This window comes from Streptomyces sp. NPDC012769 (assembly GCF_042901205.1).
GTDB lineage: Bacteria > Actinomycetota > Actinomycetes > Streptomycetales > Streptomycetaceae > Streptomyces.
Map to the genome: position 1 here is coordinate 275463 of NZ_JBIBCP010000007.1, position 18408 is coordinate 293870.

Annotated in this window: 16 protein-coding genes; 4 read left to right on the plus strand and 12 right to left on the minus strand. The window is 70.4% G+C overall.

The features are described from left to right. Positions 1–90: 90 nt before the first annotated feature. Both pafA and ACFY7C_RS32500 read right to left on the minus strand, forming a co-directional pair. Entirely contained in the window at positions 91–1452 is a 1362-nt protein-coding gene (gene pafA, locus ACFY7C_RS32495; RefSeq protein WP_389657647.1) for a Pup--protein ligase, read from the minus strand. 9 nt (positions 1453–1461) lie between these two features. After that, the gene (locus ACFY7C_RS32500) at positions 1462–2793 is read right to left on the minus strand and encodes an MFS transporter (protein WP_389657650.1); all 1332 of its coding nucleotides are present in this window, start codon (positions 2791–2793) and stop codon (positions 1462–1464) included. 134 nt (positions 2794–2927) lie between these two features. On the opposite strand from ACFY7C_RS32500, the gene ACFY7C_RS32505 reads away from it, so the two are divergent. Further along, positions 2928–3947, plus strand: a complete 1020-nt coding sequence (locus ACFY7C_RS32505; RefSeq protein ID WP_389657653.1) for a LacI family DNA-binding transcriptional regulator — start codon at positions 2928–2930, stop codon at positions 3945–3947. A gap of 84 nt (positions 3948–4031) precedes the next feature. Here the strand turns inward: ACFY7C_RS32505 and prcA are convergent, their stop codons facing one another. The 5 genes from prcA to arc all read right to left on the minus strand — a co-directional run bounded on the left by prcA (position 4032) and on the right by arc (position 9638). After that, positions 4032–4787 carry a proteasome subunit alpha gene (gene prcA, locus ACFY7C_RS32510; RefSeq protein WP_389657656.1) on the minus strand — a complete coding sequence of 252 codons (756 nt, stop codon included), beginning with the start codon at positions 4785–4787 and terminating at the stop codon, positions 4032–4034. 53 nt (positions 4788–4840) lie between these two features. Continuing rightward, entirely contained in the window at positions 4841–5680 is an 840-nt protein-coding gene (gene prcB / locus ACFY7C_RS32515) for a proteasome subunit beta (RefSeq protein ID WP_389657658.1), read from the minus strand. 157 nt (positions 5681–5837) lie between these two features. After that, on the minus strand, positions 5838–6050 hold the full coding sequence (locus tag ACFY7C_RS32520; RefSeq protein ID WP_015032443.1) for a ubiquitin-like protein Pup: 213 nt from the start codon (positions 6048–6050) through the stop codon (positions 5838–5840). Positions 6051–6184: 134 nt separating this feature from the next. Then, positions 6185–7705 (minus strand): depupylase/deamidase Dop, encoded by a 1521-nt coding sequence (dop, locus tag ACFY7C_RS32525; RefSeq protein ID WP_389657662.1) that lies wholly within the window; start codon positions 7703–7705, stop codon positions 6185–6187. A gap of 166 nt (positions 7706–7871) precedes the next feature. Further along, positions 7872–9638, minus strand: coding sequence for a proteasome ATPase (gene arc, locus ACFY7C_RS32530; protein WP_389657665.1), 1767 nt, complete (start codon positions 9636–9638; stop codon positions 7872–7874). Between the two features lie 242 nt (positions 9639–9880). On the opposite strand from arc, the gene ACFY7C_RS32535 reads away from it, so the two are divergent. Continuing rightward, complete coding sequence (locus ACFY7C_RS32535; protein WP_389657668.1) at positions 9881–10192, plus strand: ferredoxin; 312 nt, start codon at positions 9881–9883, stop codon at positions 10190–10192. A gap of 33 nt (positions 10193–10225) precedes the next feature. On the opposite strand, the gene ACFY7C_RS32540 is transcribed toward ACFY7C_RS32535, so the two are convergent. The 3 genes from ACFY7C_RS32540 to ACFY7C_RS32550 all read right to left on the minus strand — a co-directional run bounded on the left by ACFY7C_RS32540 (position 10226) and on the right by ACFY7C_RS32550 (position 13133). Then, positions 10226–10786, minus strand: coding sequence for a hypothetical protein (locus tag ACFY7C_RS32540; RefSeq protein ID WP_389657671.1), 561 nt, complete (start codon positions 10784–10786; stop codon positions 10226–10228). Between the two features lie 250 nt (positions 10787–11036). Continuing rightward, positions 11037–11924, minus strand: a complete 888-nt coding sequence (locus ACFY7C_RS32545) for a tRNA (adenine-N1)-methyltransferase (RefSeq protein ID WP_345490032.1) — start codon at positions 11922–11924, stop codon at positions 11037–11039. Between the two features lie 18 nt (positions 11925–11942). Then, on the minus strand, positions 11943–13133 hold the full coding sequence (locus ACFY7C_RS32550) for a site-2 protease family protein (protein ID WP_389657674.1): 1191 nt from the start codon (positions 13131–13133) through the stop codon (positions 11943–11945). Positions 13134–13213: 80 nt separating this feature from the next. On the opposite strand from ACFY7C_RS32550, the gene ACFY7C_RS32555 reads away from it, so the two are divergent. Beyond that, positions 13214–14206 (plus strand): RecB family exonuclease, encoded by a 993-nt coding sequence (locus tag ACFY7C_RS32555; RefSeq protein ID WP_389657677.1) that lies wholly within the window; start codon positions 13214–13216, stop codon positions 14204–14206. 99 nt (positions 14207–14305) lie between these two features. Beyond that, positions 14306–14977, plus strand: coding sequence for a response regulator transcription factor (locus ACFY7C_RS32560; RefSeq protein ID WP_345490029.1), 672 nt, complete (start codon positions 14306–14308; stop codon positions 14975–14977). 124 nt (positions 14978–15101) lie between these two features. Here the strand turns inward: ACFY7C_RS32560 and ACFY7C_RS32565 are convergent, their stop codons facing one another. Both ACFY7C_RS32565 and ACFY7C_RS32570 read right to left on the minus strand, forming a co-directional pair. Next, positions 15102–16682, minus strand: coding sequence for an ABC transporter substrate-binding protein (locus tag ACFY7C_RS32565; protein ID WP_389657680.1), 1581 nt, complete (start codon positions 16680–16682; stop codon positions 15102–15104). Between the two features lie 69 nt (positions 16683–16751). Then, a complete protein-coding gene (locus ACFY7C_RS32570) occupies positions 16752–18341 on the minus strand; it encodes an ABC transporter substrate-binding protein (RefSeq protein ID WP_389657683.1) in 1590 nt (529 codons plus the stop codon). Between the last annotated feature and the right edge of the window lie 67 nt (positions 18342–18408).

An 18408-nucleotide genomic window follows, 5' to 3' on the forward strand; every position in this document is an offset into this window, starting at 1 on the left:
GGACCACCCTGTGATGCCGTCGGCCCCGCACGTGAAACGTGCGGGGCCGGGCCGTGCGTGCCGGGAATCCGTACCGGAACTGTGCGGGTCCTACATTCCGGCGATCAGTTTTTCCACCCGGTCGTCGACCGAGCGGAACGGGTCCTTGCACAACACCGTGCGCTGTGCTTGGTCGTTGAGCTTCAGGTGCACCCAGTCGACGGTGAAGTCCCGGCGCTGCTCCTGGGCGCGGCGGATGAAGTCGCCGCGCAGCCGGGCCCGGGTGGTCTGCGGGGGCACCGACTTGCCCTCGAAGATCTTCACGTCGTTGCACACCCGGGCCGCCTGGCCGTTCTTCTGGAGCAGGTAGTACAGCCCGCGGCGGCGGTGGATGTCGTGGTACGCGAGGTCTATCTGGGCGACCCGCGGATGGGACATCGTCATGTTGTGCTTGGCCCGGTACCGCTCGATGAGCTTGTACTTCATGACCCAGTCGATCTCGGTCTCGATGCGGTCGAGCTGCTCCTGCTCGATGGCGTCGAGCGTACGGCCCCACAGCTCCAGGACCTGGGCGACGGTGCCGCTGCGGATGCCGCGGCGGTCGACGAAGTCGGCCGCCTTCTCGTAGTACTCCCGCTGGACCTCCAGGGCGGAGGCCTCGCGGCCGCTGGCGAGGCGGACCTTGCGCTGGCCGGTGATGTCGTGGCTGACCTCCCGGATCGCCCGGATGGGGTTCTCCAGGGTGAGGTCACGCATCACGGTGCCCGCCTCGATCATGCGCAGCACGAGGTCGGTGGCGCCGACCTTGAGGAGCATGGTCGTCTCGGACATGTTGGAGTCGCCGACGATGACGTGGAGCCGGCGGTAGCGCTCGGCGTCCGCGTGCGGTTCGTCGCGGGTGTTGATGATGGGGCGCGAGCGGGTGGTGGCGGAGCTGACGCCCTCCCAGATGTGCTCGGCCCGCTGGGACACGCAGTAGACGGCGCCGCGGGGGGTCTGCAGCACCTTTCCCGCCCCGCAGATCAGCTGGCGGGTGACGAGGAACGGAATCAGGATGTCCGCGAGCCGGGAGAACTCTCCGTGGCGCGCGACCAGATAGTTCTCGTGGCAGCCGTAGGAGTTTCCGGCGGAGTCGGTGTTGTTCTTGAAGAGATAGACGTCGCCCGCGATTCCCTCCTCGTGCAGGCGGCGTTCCGCGTCGACGAGCAGTCCCTCGAGAATGCGCTCGCCCGCCTTGTCGTGGGTGACCAGTTCGACCACGTTGTCGCATTCGGGAGTTGCGTATTCCGGATGCGATCCCACGTCCAGGTACAGGCGGGCGCCGTTCCGCAGGAAGACATTGCTGCTGCGGCCCCATGACACGACACGGCGGAAGAGGTAGCGCGCCACTTCGTCAGGAGACAGTCGGCGCTGTCCCCTGAACGTGCACGTGACGCCGTACTCGTTCTCCAGCCCGAAAATGCGGCGGTCCATGTCTGAACATTACGCCTGAGAGCCTGCGCTGAAACCGGGTTCGACGGCCTCGTTTCGATCATTTTCCGATGAGTGCGTCTTCTTTTCGGTCGGCCCGGCGGCGGCGCCACCGCTTCCCGTGGCCCCGCTGACGGCGTGTCGCGTGGCGGCGGGCGGCCCGAGCACGCGGCCGGTGGCGAGGAGCACGAGGAAGGCCACGAAGCCTCCGGCACCGGCCACGGCGAAACCGGCGGGGGTCCCGGCGAGTTCGACGGCGGGCCCGGAGACGGCCGAGCCGAGGGCCGCGCCCACCCCGAAGGTGGTGACGAGCCAGGAGAAGGCCTCGGTGACGGTGCCGCGGGGGGCGTGGCGGTCGACGACGATGAAGGCGCACGCGATGGCGGGGGCCAGGAAGACTCCGGAGAGGGCGGCGAGCGCGGTCATGGCGACCGGGCCGGGCACGAGCACCAGCGGCAGGTAGAAGACCGCGAGCAGCAGCACGAGGACCCGCAGCCGGCGCTCGGGCGCCCCGGCCCAGCGGCGGGCCCCGTAGGCGACGCCGCCGACGAGGGCGCCGAGGCCCAGGGCGGCCATCAGCCAGCCGTAGACGGCCTCGTTGCCCCGGTCGTCGGCGTAGGCGACACCGGCGACGGTGATGGAGCCGAGGGCGAGCCCGACGAAGAAGAACGAGGCCAGCAGGGCGAGCAGTCCGGGCGAGCGCAGGGCGCCCAGCCAGTGGGCCTCGCGGGGCGCGGACCGCCAGGCGCGCGAGGGCTCGGAGAGCACCACGGACAGGGCGCCGAGGACGCCGAGCACGTTGATGACCACGAGCGCCGAGGCGGGCGACCAGAGCGCCACCAGGACGGTGAGCAGCAGGGGTCCGACGGTGAACATGATCTCCTGGGCGACGGCGTCCAGGGCGTAGGCCCGGTGGACCCTGTCCTCCCTCCCCAGCACGCTCGGCCACAGGGCCCGCAGGCCGCCCTCGAGCGGCGGGGTGAAGAGTCCGGCGACCAGGACGGCGGCGTAGGCGAGGAACAGGTTGCCGATGCCGGTGACGGCCAGGGCGGCCATGCCGAGGGCGGAGATCACGGCGGCGGGCAGCTGGACCCGCGGCTGCCCCTTGAGGTCGACGGCGCGGCCCAGGAGCGGCTGGCCGATGGCGGTGGCGAGGCCGTACGCGGCGATGAGGCCGCCGGCCAGGCTGTAGCTGCCGCCCTCGGCGCGGGTGAAGACGGTGATGGCGATGGGGCCGGTGCCGTTGGGGAGCCGGCCGACGAGGGTGCCGGTCAGCAGGCGCGCCGCGTGGGGCGCGCGCAGGATGTCGAGATAGCCGCCGTTCGCCGTGGCCTCGGTGGCCATGTCGTCTCCCCTCTCGGGGCATCCGCCCGAGGTTTTACGTATAACGTCCGGAGTCATACGTACCATGACCCCGAGGCGCCGGTCCACCCCCGAGCGCGAGGTCGGATCGGCGGACAGCCGCCGCGGAGGTACGAGTGCACAGCCCGGAGCCCACCGGCGGGAGCCGCCCCACCAGCCGCGACGTCGCCCGCGCCGCCGGGGTCTCCCAGGCCACCGTCTCCCTGGTCCTCGGTGACAAGTGGCGCGGGCGGGTCTCCGAGCGCACCGCCGCGTCCGTGCGCGCCGCCGCCCGTGAGCTCGGCTACCGGCCGAATCTCGCCGCCCGCAACCTGCGCCTGGGTCGCACCCGCACGGCCCTCCTCGTCGTCCCGGCGCTCACCAACGAGTTCTTCGCCCACGTCTACACGGGCGCCGCCGCCGTGGCCGCCCAGCACGGGTTCGGCGTCGTGCTCTACCCCTCACCCGACGGCGTCGGACCCGCGAAGGACCCCTTCGCCTCCGCCCAGGCCGCCCTCGACGGCGTCCTGGCGTCCTCCATGGCCACCGACGCCCTGGCGGCCTTCCACGGCACCGACCTGCCGCTCGTCATGCTCGACAGCGACCCCGCCGACCCCGGCGCCTCGGCGCACGTCAATCTCGACGTCGCCGAGGGCATGCGGCGCATCACCGGCCACCTGCTGGCCCTCGGGCACCGCCGCTTCCTCCACCTGGCCTCCGCGGTCCCCTCCTGGACCTTCGACGTCCGCGCCGCCGCGCTCGCCGACGCCGTGCGCGGGACGGAGCTGAGCACCGTACGGGCCCCGCTGAACGTGGCGGGCGCGTCGGAGGCCGCCGGCCGCGCGCTCAGCGAGTCCGGCCCTCTTCCCACGGCCGTCATCTGCGACGACGACATCCTCGCGGCCGGCGTCTGCAAGGCCGCCCGGCGTCTCGGACTCCGCGTCCCGGAAGACCTGTCCGTCACCGGCTTCGACGACATGGCCCTCGCCACCGCCGTCGAACCCGAGCTCACCACCGTGCGGCTGCCCGCCGAGGACTTCGGCCGGCGGGGCATGGAGGCCCTCCTCGCCGTCCTCGGCGGCGAGCGGCCCGCTCCGGCCGAGCTCCCCGTCGAGCTGGTCGTCCGGGGCTCCTCCGGCCCCGCTCCGGCCGCATAGGGGAGCCCCTGGGCACGGAGGAGGGCCCCGGAACCGCGCCTGAGCGGTTCCGGGGCCCTCCTCGTCGCGTGGGGCGCCGTAGGGCTACTCCTCGTCGGCGACCTCGTCCGACGGATCGTCCGTCTTCGCGACCGCCGCGTCGTCGGCCTCCAGCAGGCGCTTCAGCTGCCGGCCCACGATCCGCTTGAACTTCCGCTGCTGCGGACGGGTCCGGTCCAGGACCGCCACCTCGAGCCGCTCCGCGGGGATCTCCCGCTCGCTGCCGTTGGTGTCCCGCGACAGGGCCTGCACCGCCAGCTTCAGCGCCTCCGCCAGCGACATCCCGTCACGGTGCCGCTGGTCCAGGAAGGAGCTGATCTGCTCCGCGTTGCCGCCGACCGCGACCGAGCCGTGCTCGTCCACGATCGACCCGTCGTGGGGCAGCCGGTAGATCTGGTCGCCCTCCGGCTCCGTGCCGACCTCGGCGACGACCAGCTCCACCTCGTAGGGCTTCTCCCCCGCGCTGGAGAAGATCGTGCCGAGGGTCTGCGCGTACACGTTGGCCAGACCCCGGGCCGTCACGTCGTCACGGTCGTAGGTGTAGCCGCGCAGATCGGCGTAGCGCACACCGCCGATCCGCAGGTTCTCGTACTCGTTGTACTTGCCGGCGGCGGCGAAGCCGATCCGGTCGTAGATCTCGCTGAACTTGTGCAGCGCGCGGGACGGGTTCTCGCCGACGAAGACGATGCCGTCGGCGTACTGGAGGACCACCAGGCTGCGGCCACGGGCGATGCCCTTGCGGGCGTACTCCGCCCGGTCGGCCATGGCCTGCTGGGGTGAGACATAGAACGGCGTAGACACCGGCTATCCGTCCCTTTCTTCCGGTCTGAAGGGCTTCTACGGGCGACGAGCGGTCAGAGCAGCGCGGCGCGCGGGCCGTCGGGCTGCTCGAGCCGCCGCTCGGTGACGGACCTGGCCAGCTCGGAGGACTCCGGCTCGGAGAGCCGGCGGAAGCCCTCCTCCGTGATGACGGTGACGATCGGGAAGATCCTGCGGGCCATGTCGGGCCCGCCGGTCGCCGAGTCGTCGTCCGCCGCGTCGTACAGCGCCTGGACGACGAGCGTGGTGGCCTGCTGCTCGGTCAGGTCGTCCCGGTAGAGCTTCTTCATCGACCCGCGCGCGAAGATGGAACCCGAGCCCGTGGCGGCGAAGCCGTGCTCCTCGGAGCGGCCGCCGGTGACGTCGTAGGAGAAGATCCGGCCCTTCTCCTTGCCCTCGTCCCAGCCCGCGAAGAGCGGGACGACGGCCAGGCCCTGCATGGCCATGCCGAGGTTGCCGCGGATCATCGTGGACAGGCGGTTGGCCTTGCCCTCCAGGGAGAGCGTCGTGCCCTCCACCTTCTCGAAGTGCTCCAGCTCCAGCTGGAACAGCTTGACCATCTCCACGGCGAGGCCGGCCGTACCGGCGATGCCCACCGCGGAGAACTCGTCGGCCGGGAACACCTTCTCGATGTCCCGCTGCGCGATCATGTTCCCCATGGTCGCCCGGCGGTCACCGGCGAGCACGACCCCGCCGGGGAACGTCGCGGCGACGATGGTCGTTCCGTGCGGTGCCTCGACGATCCCCTCCGGGAGCTTCCGGTTCCCCGGGAGCATCTCGGGCGAGTGGTCGGCAAGGAAGTCCATGAAGGAGGACGAGCCCGGCGTCAGGAAGGCCGCCGGCAGACGCCCGATACTACGAGGGTTGGCTTCCACGCGATTCCTTCCGGTGGGAACGACGGCCCGCCGTGGGACGCACGGGCCGATCTTGACTGTGCACGGACCTTACCCGTGCCACCGCCTGTCATCCGTCCCCGGGCCCACGGCTTTTCCGGGGCTCCGGGGACGGAGGGCGACAGGCTCGCCGGGGCGGCTACTCGCCGCCCTTCTGCACGAAGGACCGCACGAAGTCCTCTGCGTTCTCCTCCAGGACGTCGTCGATCTCGTCGAGGACGGAATCCACGTCGTCGCTCAGCTTCTCCTGGCGTTCCTTGAGGTCGGAGCTCGCCTCCGTGGTGGTCTCCTCGACCTCCTCGGTGGAACGCGTCGCCTTCTGCTGTCCGCCGCCGGTGTCCTTGGTCGCCATAACCTCACCCCGCTCGAATCGGCCCGCTCGGTTGGGTCTCTCAAGATCAGACCCTACAAGCCGGGACTGACATCGGCCCCGTAGTTTCCATAACGTCCGGGCACTGCTTCCATGATTCCCAGTGCCCGGCCATTTCAGCCGCCCGCGCCGCCGGAAAGGACGCGGACGAGTTCTTCCGCCGTCCTGCAGCGGTCGAGCAGCTCCTTCACGTGGTTTCTGGTACCCCGCAGGGGTTCCAGGGTCGGGACCCGCTGGAGCGAGTCCCGGCCCGGCAGGTCGAAGATGACCGAGTCCCAGGAGGCGGCGGCCACGTCGTCCGCGTACTGCTCGAGGCAGCGGCCGCGGAAGTAGGCCCTGGTGTCCTCCGGAGGGCTCGTCTCGGCCCTCTCCACCGCGCTCTCGTCCAGGAGCCGCTTCATGCGCCCGCGAGCCGCCAGACGGTTGTACAGGCCCTTCTCGGGGCGCACGTCCGCGTACTGGAGGTCCACGAGGTGCAGCCGGGCGGCGTCCCACTCCAGCCGGTCGCGCCGGCGGTAGCCCTCCATGAGCTCCCGCTTGGCGATCCAGTCGAGCTCCCCGGCCAGGCTCATCGGATCGTTCTCCAGCCGGCCCAGCGTGTCCTCCCAGCGGCTCAGGACGTCCTTGGTCTGCTCGTCGGCGTCCGTGCCGTAGCGCTCGTCCACGTACTTCCTGGCCAGCTCGAAATACTCCATCTGGAGCTGGACGGCGGTCAGTGTGCGGCCGCTGCGGAGCGTGACCAGGTACCGGAGGTCCGGGTCGTGGGAGACCTGGTGGAGGGTGCGTACGGGCTGGTCGACGGCGAGGTCGACGGTGATGAAGCCGTCCTCGATCATCGACAGGACCAGGGCGGTCGTGCCGAGCTTGAGGTACGTCGAGATCTCGGAGAGGTTGGCGTCCCCGATGATCACGTGCAGCCGCCGGTACTTCTCGGCATCGGCGTGCGGCTCGTCGCGGGTGTTGATGATGGGCCGCTTGAGGGTGGTCTCCAGGCCGACCTCGACCTCGAAGTAGTCGGCGCGCTGGCTGATCTGGAAGCCGTGCTCCCGGCCGTCCTGGCCGATGCCGACGCGGCCGGCACCGGTGACGACCTGGCGGGAGACGAAGAAGGGCGTGAGGTGGCGCACGATGTCCGAGAAGGGGGTCTCCCGCTTCATCAGGTAGTTCTCGTGGGTGCCGTAGGACGCGCCCTTGTTGTCCGTGTTGTTCTTGTAGAGGTGGATGGGCTGGGCGCCGGGGAGCTGGGCGGCCCGCTCGGCGGCCTCGGCCATGATCCGCTCGCCGGCCTTGTCCCACAGGACGGCGTCGCGGGGGTTGGTGACCTCGGGCGCGCTGTACTCCGGGTGGGCGTGGTCCACGTAGAGCCGGGCACCGTTGGTGAGGATCACGTTGGCCAGGCCGATGTCCTCGTCGGTGAGCTGGCTGGAGTCGGCGGCCTCGCGGGCGAGGTCGAAGCCGCGGGCGTCCCGCAGCGGGTTCTCCTCCTCGAAGTCCCAGCGGGCGCGGCGCGCCCGGTGCATCGCCGCCGCGTAGGCGTTGACGATCTGGGACGAGGTGAGCATGGCATTGGCGTTGGGGTGCCCCGGGACGGAGATCCCGTACTCCGTCTCGATGCCCATTACTCGCCGTACGGTCATGCGGCCCTCCTTGCCCGGCGCCGCTCCCCGCGCTGCGCGTGGTGCGGCGGTACCCACGAGCCTAGAGCGGCCGCGGGGCGTACGGGGAGATCAGAAACGGATCGGTGAGTGGAAAGCGACGGCTGCGGATGCCCGTTTCCCGGACATCCGCAGCCGGTGCGCGTCCCTACAGGTACTGACCGGTATTGGCCACCGTGTCGATGGAGCGACCGGTGTCCGCGCCCTGCTTTCCGGTGACCAGGGTGCGGATGAAGACGATCCGCTCGCCCTTCTTTCCGGAGATCCGGGCCCAGTCGTCGGGGTTGGTGGTGTTGGGCAGGTCCTCGTTCTCCTTGAACTCGTCCACGCAGGCCTGGAGGAGGTGGGAGACGCGGATGCCCTTCTGGTCGTGGTCGAGGAATGCCTTGATGGCCATTTTCTTCGCCCGGTCCACGATGTTCTGGATCATGGCGCCGGAGTTGAAGTCCTTGAAGTAGAGGACTTCCTTGTCTCCGTTGGCGTACGTGACCTCGAGGAAGCGGTTCTCCTCGGATTCCGCGTACATCTGCTCGACCACGGACTGGATCATTCCGTGGGCGGCGGCTTCCTTCGATCCGCTGTGCTCGGCGAGGTCGTCGGCGTGCAGCGGGAGCGAGGGGGTCAGGTACTTGGCGAAGATGTCCTTGGCCGCCTCGGCGTCCGGGCGCTCGATCTTGATCTTGACGTCGAGCCGGCCGGGCCGCAGGATCGCGGGGTCGATCATGTCCTCGCGGTTGGAGGCGCCGATGACGATGACGTTCTCCAGGCCTTCCACGCCGTCGATCTCGGCGAGCAGCTGGGGGACGATGGTGTTCTCCACGTCCGAGCTGACTCCGGATCCGCGGGTGCGGAAGAGGGATTCCATCTCGTCGAAGAAGACGATGACGGGGGTGCCCTCGCTCGCCTTCTCCCGGGCACGCTGGAAGACGAGGCGGATGTGCCGCTCGGTCTCGCCGACGTACTTGTTGAGGAGCTCGGGGCCCTTGATGTTCAGGAAGTAGGACTTCCCCGCGGGCTGGCCGGTCACCTCGGCGACCTTCTTGGCAAGGGAGTTGGCGACGGCCTTCGCGATGAGCGTCTTGCCGCAGCCGGGCGGGCCGTAGAGCAGGATGCCCTTCGGCGGCCGCAGTTCGTGCTCCTTGAAGAGGTCCGGGTAGAGGTACGGAAGCTCGACCGCGTCGCGGATCAGCTCGATCTGGTTGCCCAGACCGCCGATCTTGCCGTAGTCGACGTCCGGGACCTCTTCGAGGACGAGCTCTTCGACCTCGCTCTTGGGGACCACTTCGTAGACGTAGCCGGACCTGGGTTCGAGGAGCAGGGCGTCGCCGGGGCGGATGGTGATGTCCAGCAGGGGCTCGGCGAGCCGCACCACCCGTTCCTCGTCGGTGTGCCCGATCACCAGGGCGCGCTCGCCGTCCTCGAGGATCTCCTTGAGGGTGACGATGTCCCCGGCGCGCTCGAATTCCATGGCCTCGACCACGTTGAGCGCTTCGTTGAGCATGACTTCCTGGCCCCGCCTGAGCTCGTCGAGCTCGACGCTGGGGCTGACGTTCACCCGGAGCTTGCGGCCCCCGGTGAAGATGTCGCACGTGCCGTCCTCGTTGGCCTGCAGGAAGACACCGAAGCCGGCCGGCGGCTGGGCGAGCCGGTCGACCTCCTCCTTGAGGGCCACGATCTGGTCGCGGGCCTCACGGAGCGTATTGGCGAGCCGCTCGTTCTGTGCGGACACACCGGCCAGGTTCGTCTGCAGCTCGACGATCCGCTCCTCGAGAATCCTCGTGTGACGCGGAGAGTCGGCGAGCTTGCGGCGCAGGACGGCGATTTCCTGCTCGAGATAGGCAACCTGGCCGGCGGGGTCCTCAGACCCCCGCCCCGGCCGGATGCCGCGGTTGATGTCGTCGTCGTGGGCTGCCACGGTCCTCACCTCCTCCAAGGGGAGCTGGACGCTTCCTGACCCTACCTGGGTGGGTGGTGATTGAAACCCCTAGATCAAAAAGACCCCGGGGTGTGTCCGATCTTCACCCTTGCGCTTCCCCTCACGCCAGGGAAATACCCACCGGCGGTCATTGCAAAAGCGCCCGGTTGTATCGTCATGGGTGGTCAACACCCGTCAGGCTTGGCCTGACTTGTCCGCGCGACGCAGAAACGGCAGGAGATATGACCGTGCAGAACGAGGCCCCGGCGGTGGGCGCCGAGGAGGCGCTGGAGGTCTGGATCGACCAGGACCTGTGCACCGGGGACGGGATCTGCGTGCAGTACGCGCCGGAGGTCTTCGAGCTCGACATCGACGGGCTCGCGTATGTGAAGAGCGCGGACGACGAGCTGCTCCAGGAGGCGGGCGCGACGACGCCGGTGCCGCTGCCGTTGTTGCTCGACGTGGTCGATTCCGCGAAGGAGTGCCCGGGCGACTGCATCCATGTGCGGCGGGTCAGCGACGGCGTCGAGGTGTACGGCCCCGACGCGGAGTGACGGGCCGGTGACGGCATGGCCGGGGCGGGCGGCTCAGACCGCGCGGGCCTCGGCCTGGGCGGTGCGGACGAAGGCGCCGCCCTGCCAGCGCCACTTGACCTGCTCTTTCTGGTCCGGGCAGCAGCTGGGGACGTCCGGGGACGAGTAGCCGAGCAGCGTGGCGCTGACGGCGCCGTCGCGTACGGCGAACGCGGCGACGGTCTTCAGCTGGGAGGGTTCCACCAGGGTGGCGACGACCCGCGTGACGGGGGCGGCGCCGCCCTTGCCGTGCGTGAGCACGTAGATGCCGCTGGGCGGTGTCCCGGAGCCGGCTTCGCAGTGTACGACTGCGACGGTCTCGGGGTTCCCGTCGCCGTCGAGGTCGCCGGTCGCGCGCTGCGCGATCTTGCTGGGCCCTCCCCCGCACTCCAGGGGAAAGCGGGCGGTGGCGGCGTCGGGCGCGGCCAGGGGGCCGGGGGCCGCGGTGGCGCCGGCGGGCCCCGGCTGCAGCAGGCCCGCGAGGGCGACGACTCCGGCCATCGCGGTGGCGGTGGCCAGCCAGTGCACCGGCCGGGCGTGGGTGTGCGCCAGGTCCGTGACGGCGGAGGTCTGCACGCGAGAAGTCTCCTGTGGGCGGTGCGGAAGGAGTTGCGGGCATCGTGCCACACGTCACAGAAGGGCGGAACAGGAGGGGTCGGTTCCCCCCGCAACGGACCGGCGGAGCTTCGCTCCCGGTGCCGAACATGAGGGTGCCGCCGTCGACTTCCGGCCCATGGGGCGGGAACTCGACGGCGGCGCCGTTGCGTTGTCGGGGCGTCAGCCCTCAGGGGCGACCCCCTGGGGCGAGACGCCCACCGGGGGCGGGTCAGCCCTTGTTGGGGCCCTCGTAGTCCTCGCCGTAGGCGCCCTTGGCGGGCCGGCGGCGGCGCATGGGGGGCTCCACGCCGTCGGCGAGGCGACGGGCGGTGACGAGGAAGCCGGTGTGGCCGATCATCCGGTGGTCCGGGCGGACGGCCAGGCCCTCGACGTGCCAGTTGCGGATCATGGACTCCCAGGGCTGCGGCTCGGCGTAGCAGCCGAACTCGCGGATGGACTCCACGGTCCGCGCGAGCTGCGTGGTGGTGGCCACGTAGCAGCAGAGGATGCCGCCGGGGACGAGTGCCTTGGAGACGGCCTCCAGGCACTCCCAGGGGGCGAGCATGTCGAGGATGACGCGGTCGACGTCGGTGTCGGACAGGTTGTCCTGGAGGTCGCCGACGGTCAGCTGCCACGCGGGGTGCGGGCCGCCGAAGTAGCGCTCGACGTTGCCCTTGGCGATCTCGGCGAAGTCCTCGCGGCGCTCGTAGGAGTGCAGCATGCCGTTGTCGCCGATGGCGCGCAGCAGGAAGGAGCTGAGCGAGCCGGAGCCCACACCGGCCTCGACGACACGGGCGCCGGGGAAGATGTCGGCGAAGGCCAGGATCTGCCCCGCGTCCTTGGGGTAGACCACGGCGGCACCGCGGGGCATGGACAGGACGTAGTCGGGGAGCAGGGGGCGCAGCGCGAGGTAGGCGACGTTTCCCGTGGTACGGACAACACTGCCCTCGGGAGCACCGATCAGCTCGTCGTGCGGGAAGGAACCCTTGTGGGTGTGGAAGTTCTTCCCGGCCTCGAGCGTGAACGTGTAGTGGCGTCCCTTGGGGTCGGTGAGCTGGACCTGGTCCCCGACCTTGAAGGGCCCGCGACGGCGGGCGGCACCGGTCGGTTCGGACATGTGAACAGGGTACCGGTGTTATGAGGAGGGTCGTGCCATGGCCTTCACGAAGGCCTTCTCCACGTCCGCGGCGGACAGGACTCCGTAGATCTCGCCGGTGTCCTCGACGACCAGGTACTCGGTGGCGGGGCTGGCCCGCAGGTGGTCGAGGAGGGGCTGACCGGTGAGGTCGGCGGGGACCTTCATGCCGTCGACGAGGTCCTGCGTGAGGACGCTGACGGCGACCCAGGGGCGGCGGTGCTGGGGGACGCCGGCGATGGCGGTCTCCCGGACGATGCCGGTGGGGACGCCGTGGCCGTCGACGACGACCAGGGCCCGGGCGCCGGCCTCGTTGGCGCGGCGGAGGGCCTCGGAGAGGGGGGTGGCGGACTCGACCGGGACGGCGCGGCGGGTGAGGGTGCGGGCGCGGAGTTCGGGGAGGTGCTCGCGCAGCCGGGCCATCCGGAGGCTGTTGCCGGCGCCGGTCCAGATGATCGCGGCGAGGATGGCGGCGAGCAGGGCGTCGGTGACGGTGGTGAAGCCGTCGATGTCGTCGGTGGAGTTGCCGAGGAGGCCGGTGCGGGTGAGCAGCGGCAGTCCGATGAGGACGGTGACCGCGAGCGCGCGGCCGATCCAGGCGGCGGCGACGGTGCCGGTCATGGGGCTGCCGGTGATCTTCCACACGACGGCGCGGAGCATCCGCCCGCCGTCCAGGGGCAGGCCGGGCAGCAGGTTGAAGACCGCCACGATGAGGTTGGAGATCATCAGGCCGCCGAGGAGGACACCGGGGACGGTGCCGGGCTCGACGGCGTACAGGGTGACGTAGAAGATCCCGGCGAGGACGAGGGAGAGCAGGGGGCCGACGAAGGCGAGGACGAACTCGCGGCCGGGGGTCTCGGTCTCCTTGTCGATCTCGGAGACGCCGCCGAAGAACTGGAGCTGGATGCGGCGCACCGGGAGCTTGAAGCGGAGCGCGGCGAGGGTGTGGGCCAGTTCGTGGACGAGCACGGAGGCGTAGAAGGCGATGGCGAAGAAGAGCGAGACGAGGTAGCGGGCGGCGCCGAGCTCGGGCAGGACGCGTTCGATCTGGTCGCCGAAGACCCAGGTGATGAGGGCGGCGACGAGGAACCAGCTGGGGGCGACGTAGACGGGCACGCCGAAGGGCCGGCCCATGAGGATGCCACCGCCCGGCTCCTCGGTCCGCTGCGGCTTGGACTCGTCCTGGTTCACGGGTTCCTTTCGTCGCCGAGCTGCTCGGTCCGCGCACTCGGTCACGGTTCGATCATGCAGTGCGACGGGGTCCTGCGTCGATGGTATTCCGCTCGCTGTCGGTGGCGGGTCGTAGGGTCTGTGTCATGAGTACGAGCGAGCAGCCGCCGGCGGAGCCCGGGTCGCCCCTGTCGGAGGCACCCGTCGGCGACGCGTCCGTGCCGCGGACGCCCACGTCGTTGTCGCCGTCGCGGGCGAGCGACTTCATGCAATGTCCTCTGCTGTACCGGTTCCGGGTGATCGACCGGCTGCCGGAGAAGCCGAGCGCGGCGGCGACACGGGGGACGCTGGTGCACGCGGTCCTTGAGCGGCTGTTCGACGCGCCGGCGGTGGAGCGGACGGCTCCGCGGGCGAAGGCGCTGATCCCCGGCCAGTGGGACCGGCTGCTCGAGTCGCGCCCGGAGCTGGGCGAGCTGTTCCCCGAGGAGCCGGCGGGCGAGCGCGGCGAGCGGCTCGCGCAGTGGCTCGCGGAGGCGGAGGCGCTGGTCGAGCGGTGGTTCACGCTGGAGGACCCGACGCGTCTGGAGCCGGCCGAGCGGGAGCTGTTCGTGGAGACGGAGCTGCCGTCGGGGCTGCGGCTGCGGGGGGTGATCGACCGGGTCGACGTGGCGCCGACGGGTGAGGTGCGGATCGTCGACTACAAGACCGGCAAGGCACCGCGGCCCGAATACAGCGAGGGCGCGTTGTTCCAGATGAAGTTCTACGCGCTGGTGGTGTGGCGGCTGAAGAACGTGGTGCCGCGCCGGCTGCAGCTGGTGTATCTGGGCAGCGGTGACGTGCTGACGTACGACCCGGTGGAGGCCGATCTGCTGCGGGTGGAGCGCAAGCTGCACGCGCTGTGGGAGGCGATCCGGCTGGCGACGGAGACGGGTGACTGGCGGCCGCGGCCGACGAAGCTGTGCGGCTGGTGCGACCACCGTGCGGTGTGTCCGGAGTTCGGGGGCACTCCCCCGGTGTATCCGCTGCCGGTGGTGCCCGTGCGCCCGGCGGAGCCGGGCGGCGAGGGCGTGGCGGTGGGCCCGGGTCCGGCCTGAGGCGGGGGGCGGTGGGCCCGGCTCCGGCCTGAGCCGGGGGCGTGGGGCGGGCAGGGCAGAATGGAGCCGGCCCCGCCCGCCTCTGAGAAGGAGTTTTCCGTGGCTATCCGCGTCCTCCTGGTCGACGACCAGCCCCTGCTGCGCACTGGTTTCCGGATGATCCTGGAGGCCGAGCAGGACATCGCGGTGGTGGGTGAGGCCGGGGACGGTCTCCAGGCGCTCGATCAGGTGCGGGCGCTGCAGCCCGACGTGGTCCTGATGGACATCCGGATGCCGCGGATGGACGGCGTGGAGGCCACCCGGCAGATCACGGGTCCCGGCCGGGACGGGCCGGCGAAGGTGCTGGTGCTGACCACGTTCGATCTGGACGAGTACGTGGTGGAGGCGCTGCGGGCGGGGGCGAGCGGTTTCCTGCTGAAGGACGCTCCGGCGCACGAGCTGGTGCAGGCGATCCGGGTGGTGGCGGCGGGCGAGGCGATGCTGGCGCCGTCGATCACGCGTCGGCTCCTCGACAAGTACTCGGCGCATCTGCCCTCGGGCGAGGAGCAGGTTCCGGACACCCTCAACACGCTGACGGACCGCGAGGTCGAGGTGCTGAAGCTGGTGGCGCGCGGTCTGTCGAACGCGGAGATCGCGGCGGACCTGTTCGTGAGCGAGACCACGGTGAAGACCCATGTCGGCCATGTGCTGACGAAGCTGGGGCTGCGTGACCGCGTGCAGGCGGCGGTGTACGCGTACGAGAGCGGTCTGGTGCGTCCCGGCGCGCAGTGAGCCCGCGGGACCGGCGGCTCGCGGGAACAGCGGCCGGCGGGAGACGGGCACGCGGGAAGGGCCCGGCACGCTGTGCGTGTGCCGGGCCCTTGCCGTGTCCGAGGAGGACGGGTCAGGAGGGTGCTCAGCCCTTCTTGATCTCCCAGAAGCGGAAGACGGTGGAGGCGTCGAGGGTCCACTCCAGGCCCGTGACGCCCTCGCTCGCGACGGCGTACTGCTTGCCCTGCCACAGCGGGAGCAGCGGCAGCTCCTCGGCGACGAGGTCCTGGACCTTGTTGTAGGTGGAGCCGGTGGCGGCCCGGTCGGGGGACGCGGCGACGGCCGGCAGCAGCTCGCCGGTGATCAGGGCGTTCTCGTAGCGGTTGCCGAGGACGTTGTCGTCGCCGAAGAACGGGGTGGTGAAGTTGTCGGCGTCCGGGTAGTCGGGGACCCAGCCCTTGACGTAGACGCCGTACTTGCCGGCGGCGATGTCCTTCTCGTACTGCTCGTACTCGACGGACTTGACGTCGGCGTCGAACAGGCCGCTGGCGTTGAGCTGCTCGGCGATGGCCTTCACCTCCTGGTCGGTGGAGGGGCCGTAGCGGCTGGGCGTGGACCAGAGGGTGAGCCTGACCTTGTCGGTGATGCCGGCCGAGCGGAGCGCCTTCTTGGCCTTCTCCTTGTCGGGGCTGCCGTAGGTGTCGAAGAAGGCGGTGTTGTGGCCCGCGATACCGGCCGGGACGATCGAGTAGAGCGGCGTGGCGGTCGACTTGTGGATGTTCTGGACGAGCGCCTCGCGGTCGACGAGGTGGGCGATGGCCTTGCGGACGCCCAGCTTGCCGACGACCGGGTCCTTGACGTTGAAGACCAGGTGCTGGACCTCGGCGCTGCTGCCCTGGACGACCTCGATGCCCTTGTCGCTGCCCGCGGAGGCTTCGAGCGCGGCGATGTCGTCGGCGGCGAGGCCTCGGTAGGCGACGTCGATCTCGTCGGCGGAGAGGGCCTTGGCGAGGGCCTCGCGGTCGCCGCGGAAGAGCTTGAGGGTGACCCGGTCGTTCTTGCGCTTGGCGGAGCCCTGGTAGCCGGTGTTCGCGGAGAAGACGGCCTCGGTGTCGCTGATCGAGTCGAGCTTGTACGGGCCGGAGCCGACGGCCTTGCCGTCGGTGCGCAGCCCGTCGGCCGCGTACTCGCGGTGGTCGACGATGGAGCCGGCACCGGAGGCGATCTTGCTGGGGAAGGTGGCGTCGGGAACCTTGAGCTTGAAGACGACGGTCCGCTCGTCGGGGGTCTCGATGGTCTGGATGCTCGAGAGCAGCGGGGCCGGGCCGGAGGGGTCGGCGATCTTCAGGGCGCGCTCGAAGGAGAACTTGACGTCCTTGGAAGTGAGCGGGTTGCCGTTGGAGAACTTCAGGCCCTCGCGCAGGGTGCAGGTGTAGACCCGGCTGCCGCCCGAGAAGCCGCACTCGTCGGCGGCCTCGGGCTCGGGCTGCGAGCCGCCCTTCGGGAAGGCGAGCAGGGACTGGAAGACGTTGTTGAACAGCAGCCACGAGCCGGGGTCGTAACCGGCGGCGGGGTCGGTCGCCATGATCTCGTCCGACATGCCGACGCGGACGGTGGCTCCGGAGCCTCCGGAGTCGCCGCCCTGCTCGGTGCCGCAGCCGCTGAGCAGGGCGGTCGCCAGGCCCGCGGCGAGCGGGGCCGTCAGCCACTTGTTGTGTGCCTTCACAGAACTTGCCTCGTGATCTCGTGCCAGGCCGGCCGCGCAACGACTGCGCGGCCGGTACGAACGAAGGGGTCAGGCGGTGCCGCGACCGAGCTCCCACAGGAGCAGGTCGGAGGAGGTGTTCAGCGCCCACTCGACGCCGGTGAGCTCGTCGCGCGCGGCGACGTACTGCTTGCCCTGCCACAGCGGCAGGACGGGCACGTCCTTGGCGACGATCTTCTGGATCCGCTCGAAGACGGGGGCCGCGGCGGTGCGGTCGGCCTGGCGGCGCGACTGCGGGATCAACTCGTCACGGACGGACTGGTTGACGTACGGGGTGTTGAGGAAGTTGTCCGCGTCGAGGAAGGGGGCGACGTAGTTGTCCGGGTCCGGGTAGTCGGGGAACCAGCCGAGGCCGTAGACGGCGTACTCGCCGCGCTTCTGCGCGGGGCGGAACTTGGACCACTCGGTGCCCTGGACCTGGACGTCGAAGAGCTTGGTGGCGTTGAGCTGGCCGCGCAGGGCCCGGAACTCCTTGGCCGTCTCGGCGCCGTAGTGGTCGGTGGTGTAGTGCAGGGTGACCTTGACGGGGGTCTTCACGCCGGCGTCACGGAGGATCTTGGCGGCCTTCGGCGTGTTCGGCTCGCCGTAGGTGTCGATGAACGAGGTGGCGTGGCCGGTGACGCTGGAGGGGATCAGCGAGTACAGCGGCTGGGCGGTGGGTCCGTAGACCTCGTTGACGAGCGCGCCGCGGTCGACGACGGCGGCCATGGCCTGCCGTACGGCCTTGTCCCCGACGGCCGGGGCCTTGGTGTTGAAGCCGAGGTAGCGGATCTCCAGGCCGGGGACCTCGGTGAGCTCGATGCCCTCCTGGGGCTTGTCGGTGAGCTCCCTGATCTGCGTCTGCGCCAGGGCGCGGGCCGCCATGTCGATGGTGTCGCCGCGCAGCGCCCTGTCCATGCCCTCGGCGTCGTCGAAGGTGCGCAGTTCGACCTTGTCGTTGCGCAGGGTGATGTCGCCCTTGTACTTCGCGTTCTTGGTGAAGACGAACGTCGTCACCTTGTCGCCGGCGGTCTCGGCCTTCATCGTGTACGGGCCGGAGCCGTCCACCTGGAAGCCCTCGCGCAGCGCCTTGCCGTCGTACTTGTCCTTGCTGAGGATGCCGGCGACCGGGGTGGAGAGCTTGTACGGGAAGGTCGCGTCGGGCGTCTTGAGGTGGAAGACGACCTCGAGCTCGCCCTTGGTCTCGACGGTGTCGATGTTGGACAGGAGCGCGGCGGTGCCGTTGTCGGACTTGATGGCGAGGACGCGCTCGACGGAGAACTTGACGTCCTGGGCGGTGAGCGGGGTGCCGTCGGCGAAGGTGAGGCCCTCGCGGAGCTTGCAGCGGTAGCTCTCGCTCTCCTTGTCGGAGAAGGCGCAGCTCTCGGCGGCCTCGGGGACCGGGCGGCCGCCGCCGCGCGGGATGTGCATGAGGGTCTGCAGGGTCTGCCGCAGGATGTTCCAGGCGCCGGTGTCGTAGGCGAAGGCCGGGTCGAGCGGGGCGGGGGCGTCCTCGGTGGCGACGAACTGGTCCGTGGTGCCGACGACGATCGCTCTGCTCTCGTCCCCTCCACCGCAGCCGGCGAGCAGGGGGGTGAGCAGTGCGGCCACGGTCGGCAGCACCAGGGTCTTGCGGTTCATCAGGGACGATCTCCTCATCCGGCGCGGGGTGACGGCCGGCAGTGGTACAGCGGCTTTCGTTCACTCC

Bases quoted from the DNA above. Each gene is read 5' to 3' on its own strand.
- ACFY7C_RS32535 (WP_389657668.1), top strand. From the start codon at position 9,881: ATGACCGTGCAGAACGAGGCCCCGGCGGTGGGCGCCGAGGAGGCGCTG.
- ACFY7C_RS32500 (WP_389657650.1), bottom strand. From the start codon at position 2,793: ATGGCCACCGAGGCCACGGCGAACGGCGGCTATCTCGACATCCTGCGC.
- ACFY7C_RS32570 (WP_389657683.1), bottom strand. From the start codon at position 18,341: ATGAACCGCAAGACCCTGGTGCTGCCGACCGTGGCCGCACTGCTCACC.
- ACFY7C_RS32520 (WP_015032443.1), bottom strand. From the start codon at position 6,050: ATGGCGACCAAGGACACCGGCGGCGGACAGCAGAAGGCGACGCGTTCC.
- pafA (WP_389657647.1), bottom strand. From the start codon at position 1,452: ATGGACCGCCGCATTTTCGGGCTGGAGAACGAGTACGGCGTCACGTGC.
- ACFY7C_RS32545 (WP_345490032.1), bottom strand. From the start codon at position 11,924: ATGTCCGAACCGACCGGTGCCGCCCGCCGTCGCGGGCCCTTCAAGGTC.
- ACFY7C_RS32555 (WP_389657677.1), top strand. From the start codon at position 13,214: ATGGTATTCCGCTCGCTGTCGGTGGCGGGTCGTAGGGTCTGTGTCATG.
- dop (WP_389657662.1), bottom strand. From the start codon at position 7,705: ATGACCGTACGGCGAGTAATGGGCATCGAGACGGAGTACGGGATCTCC.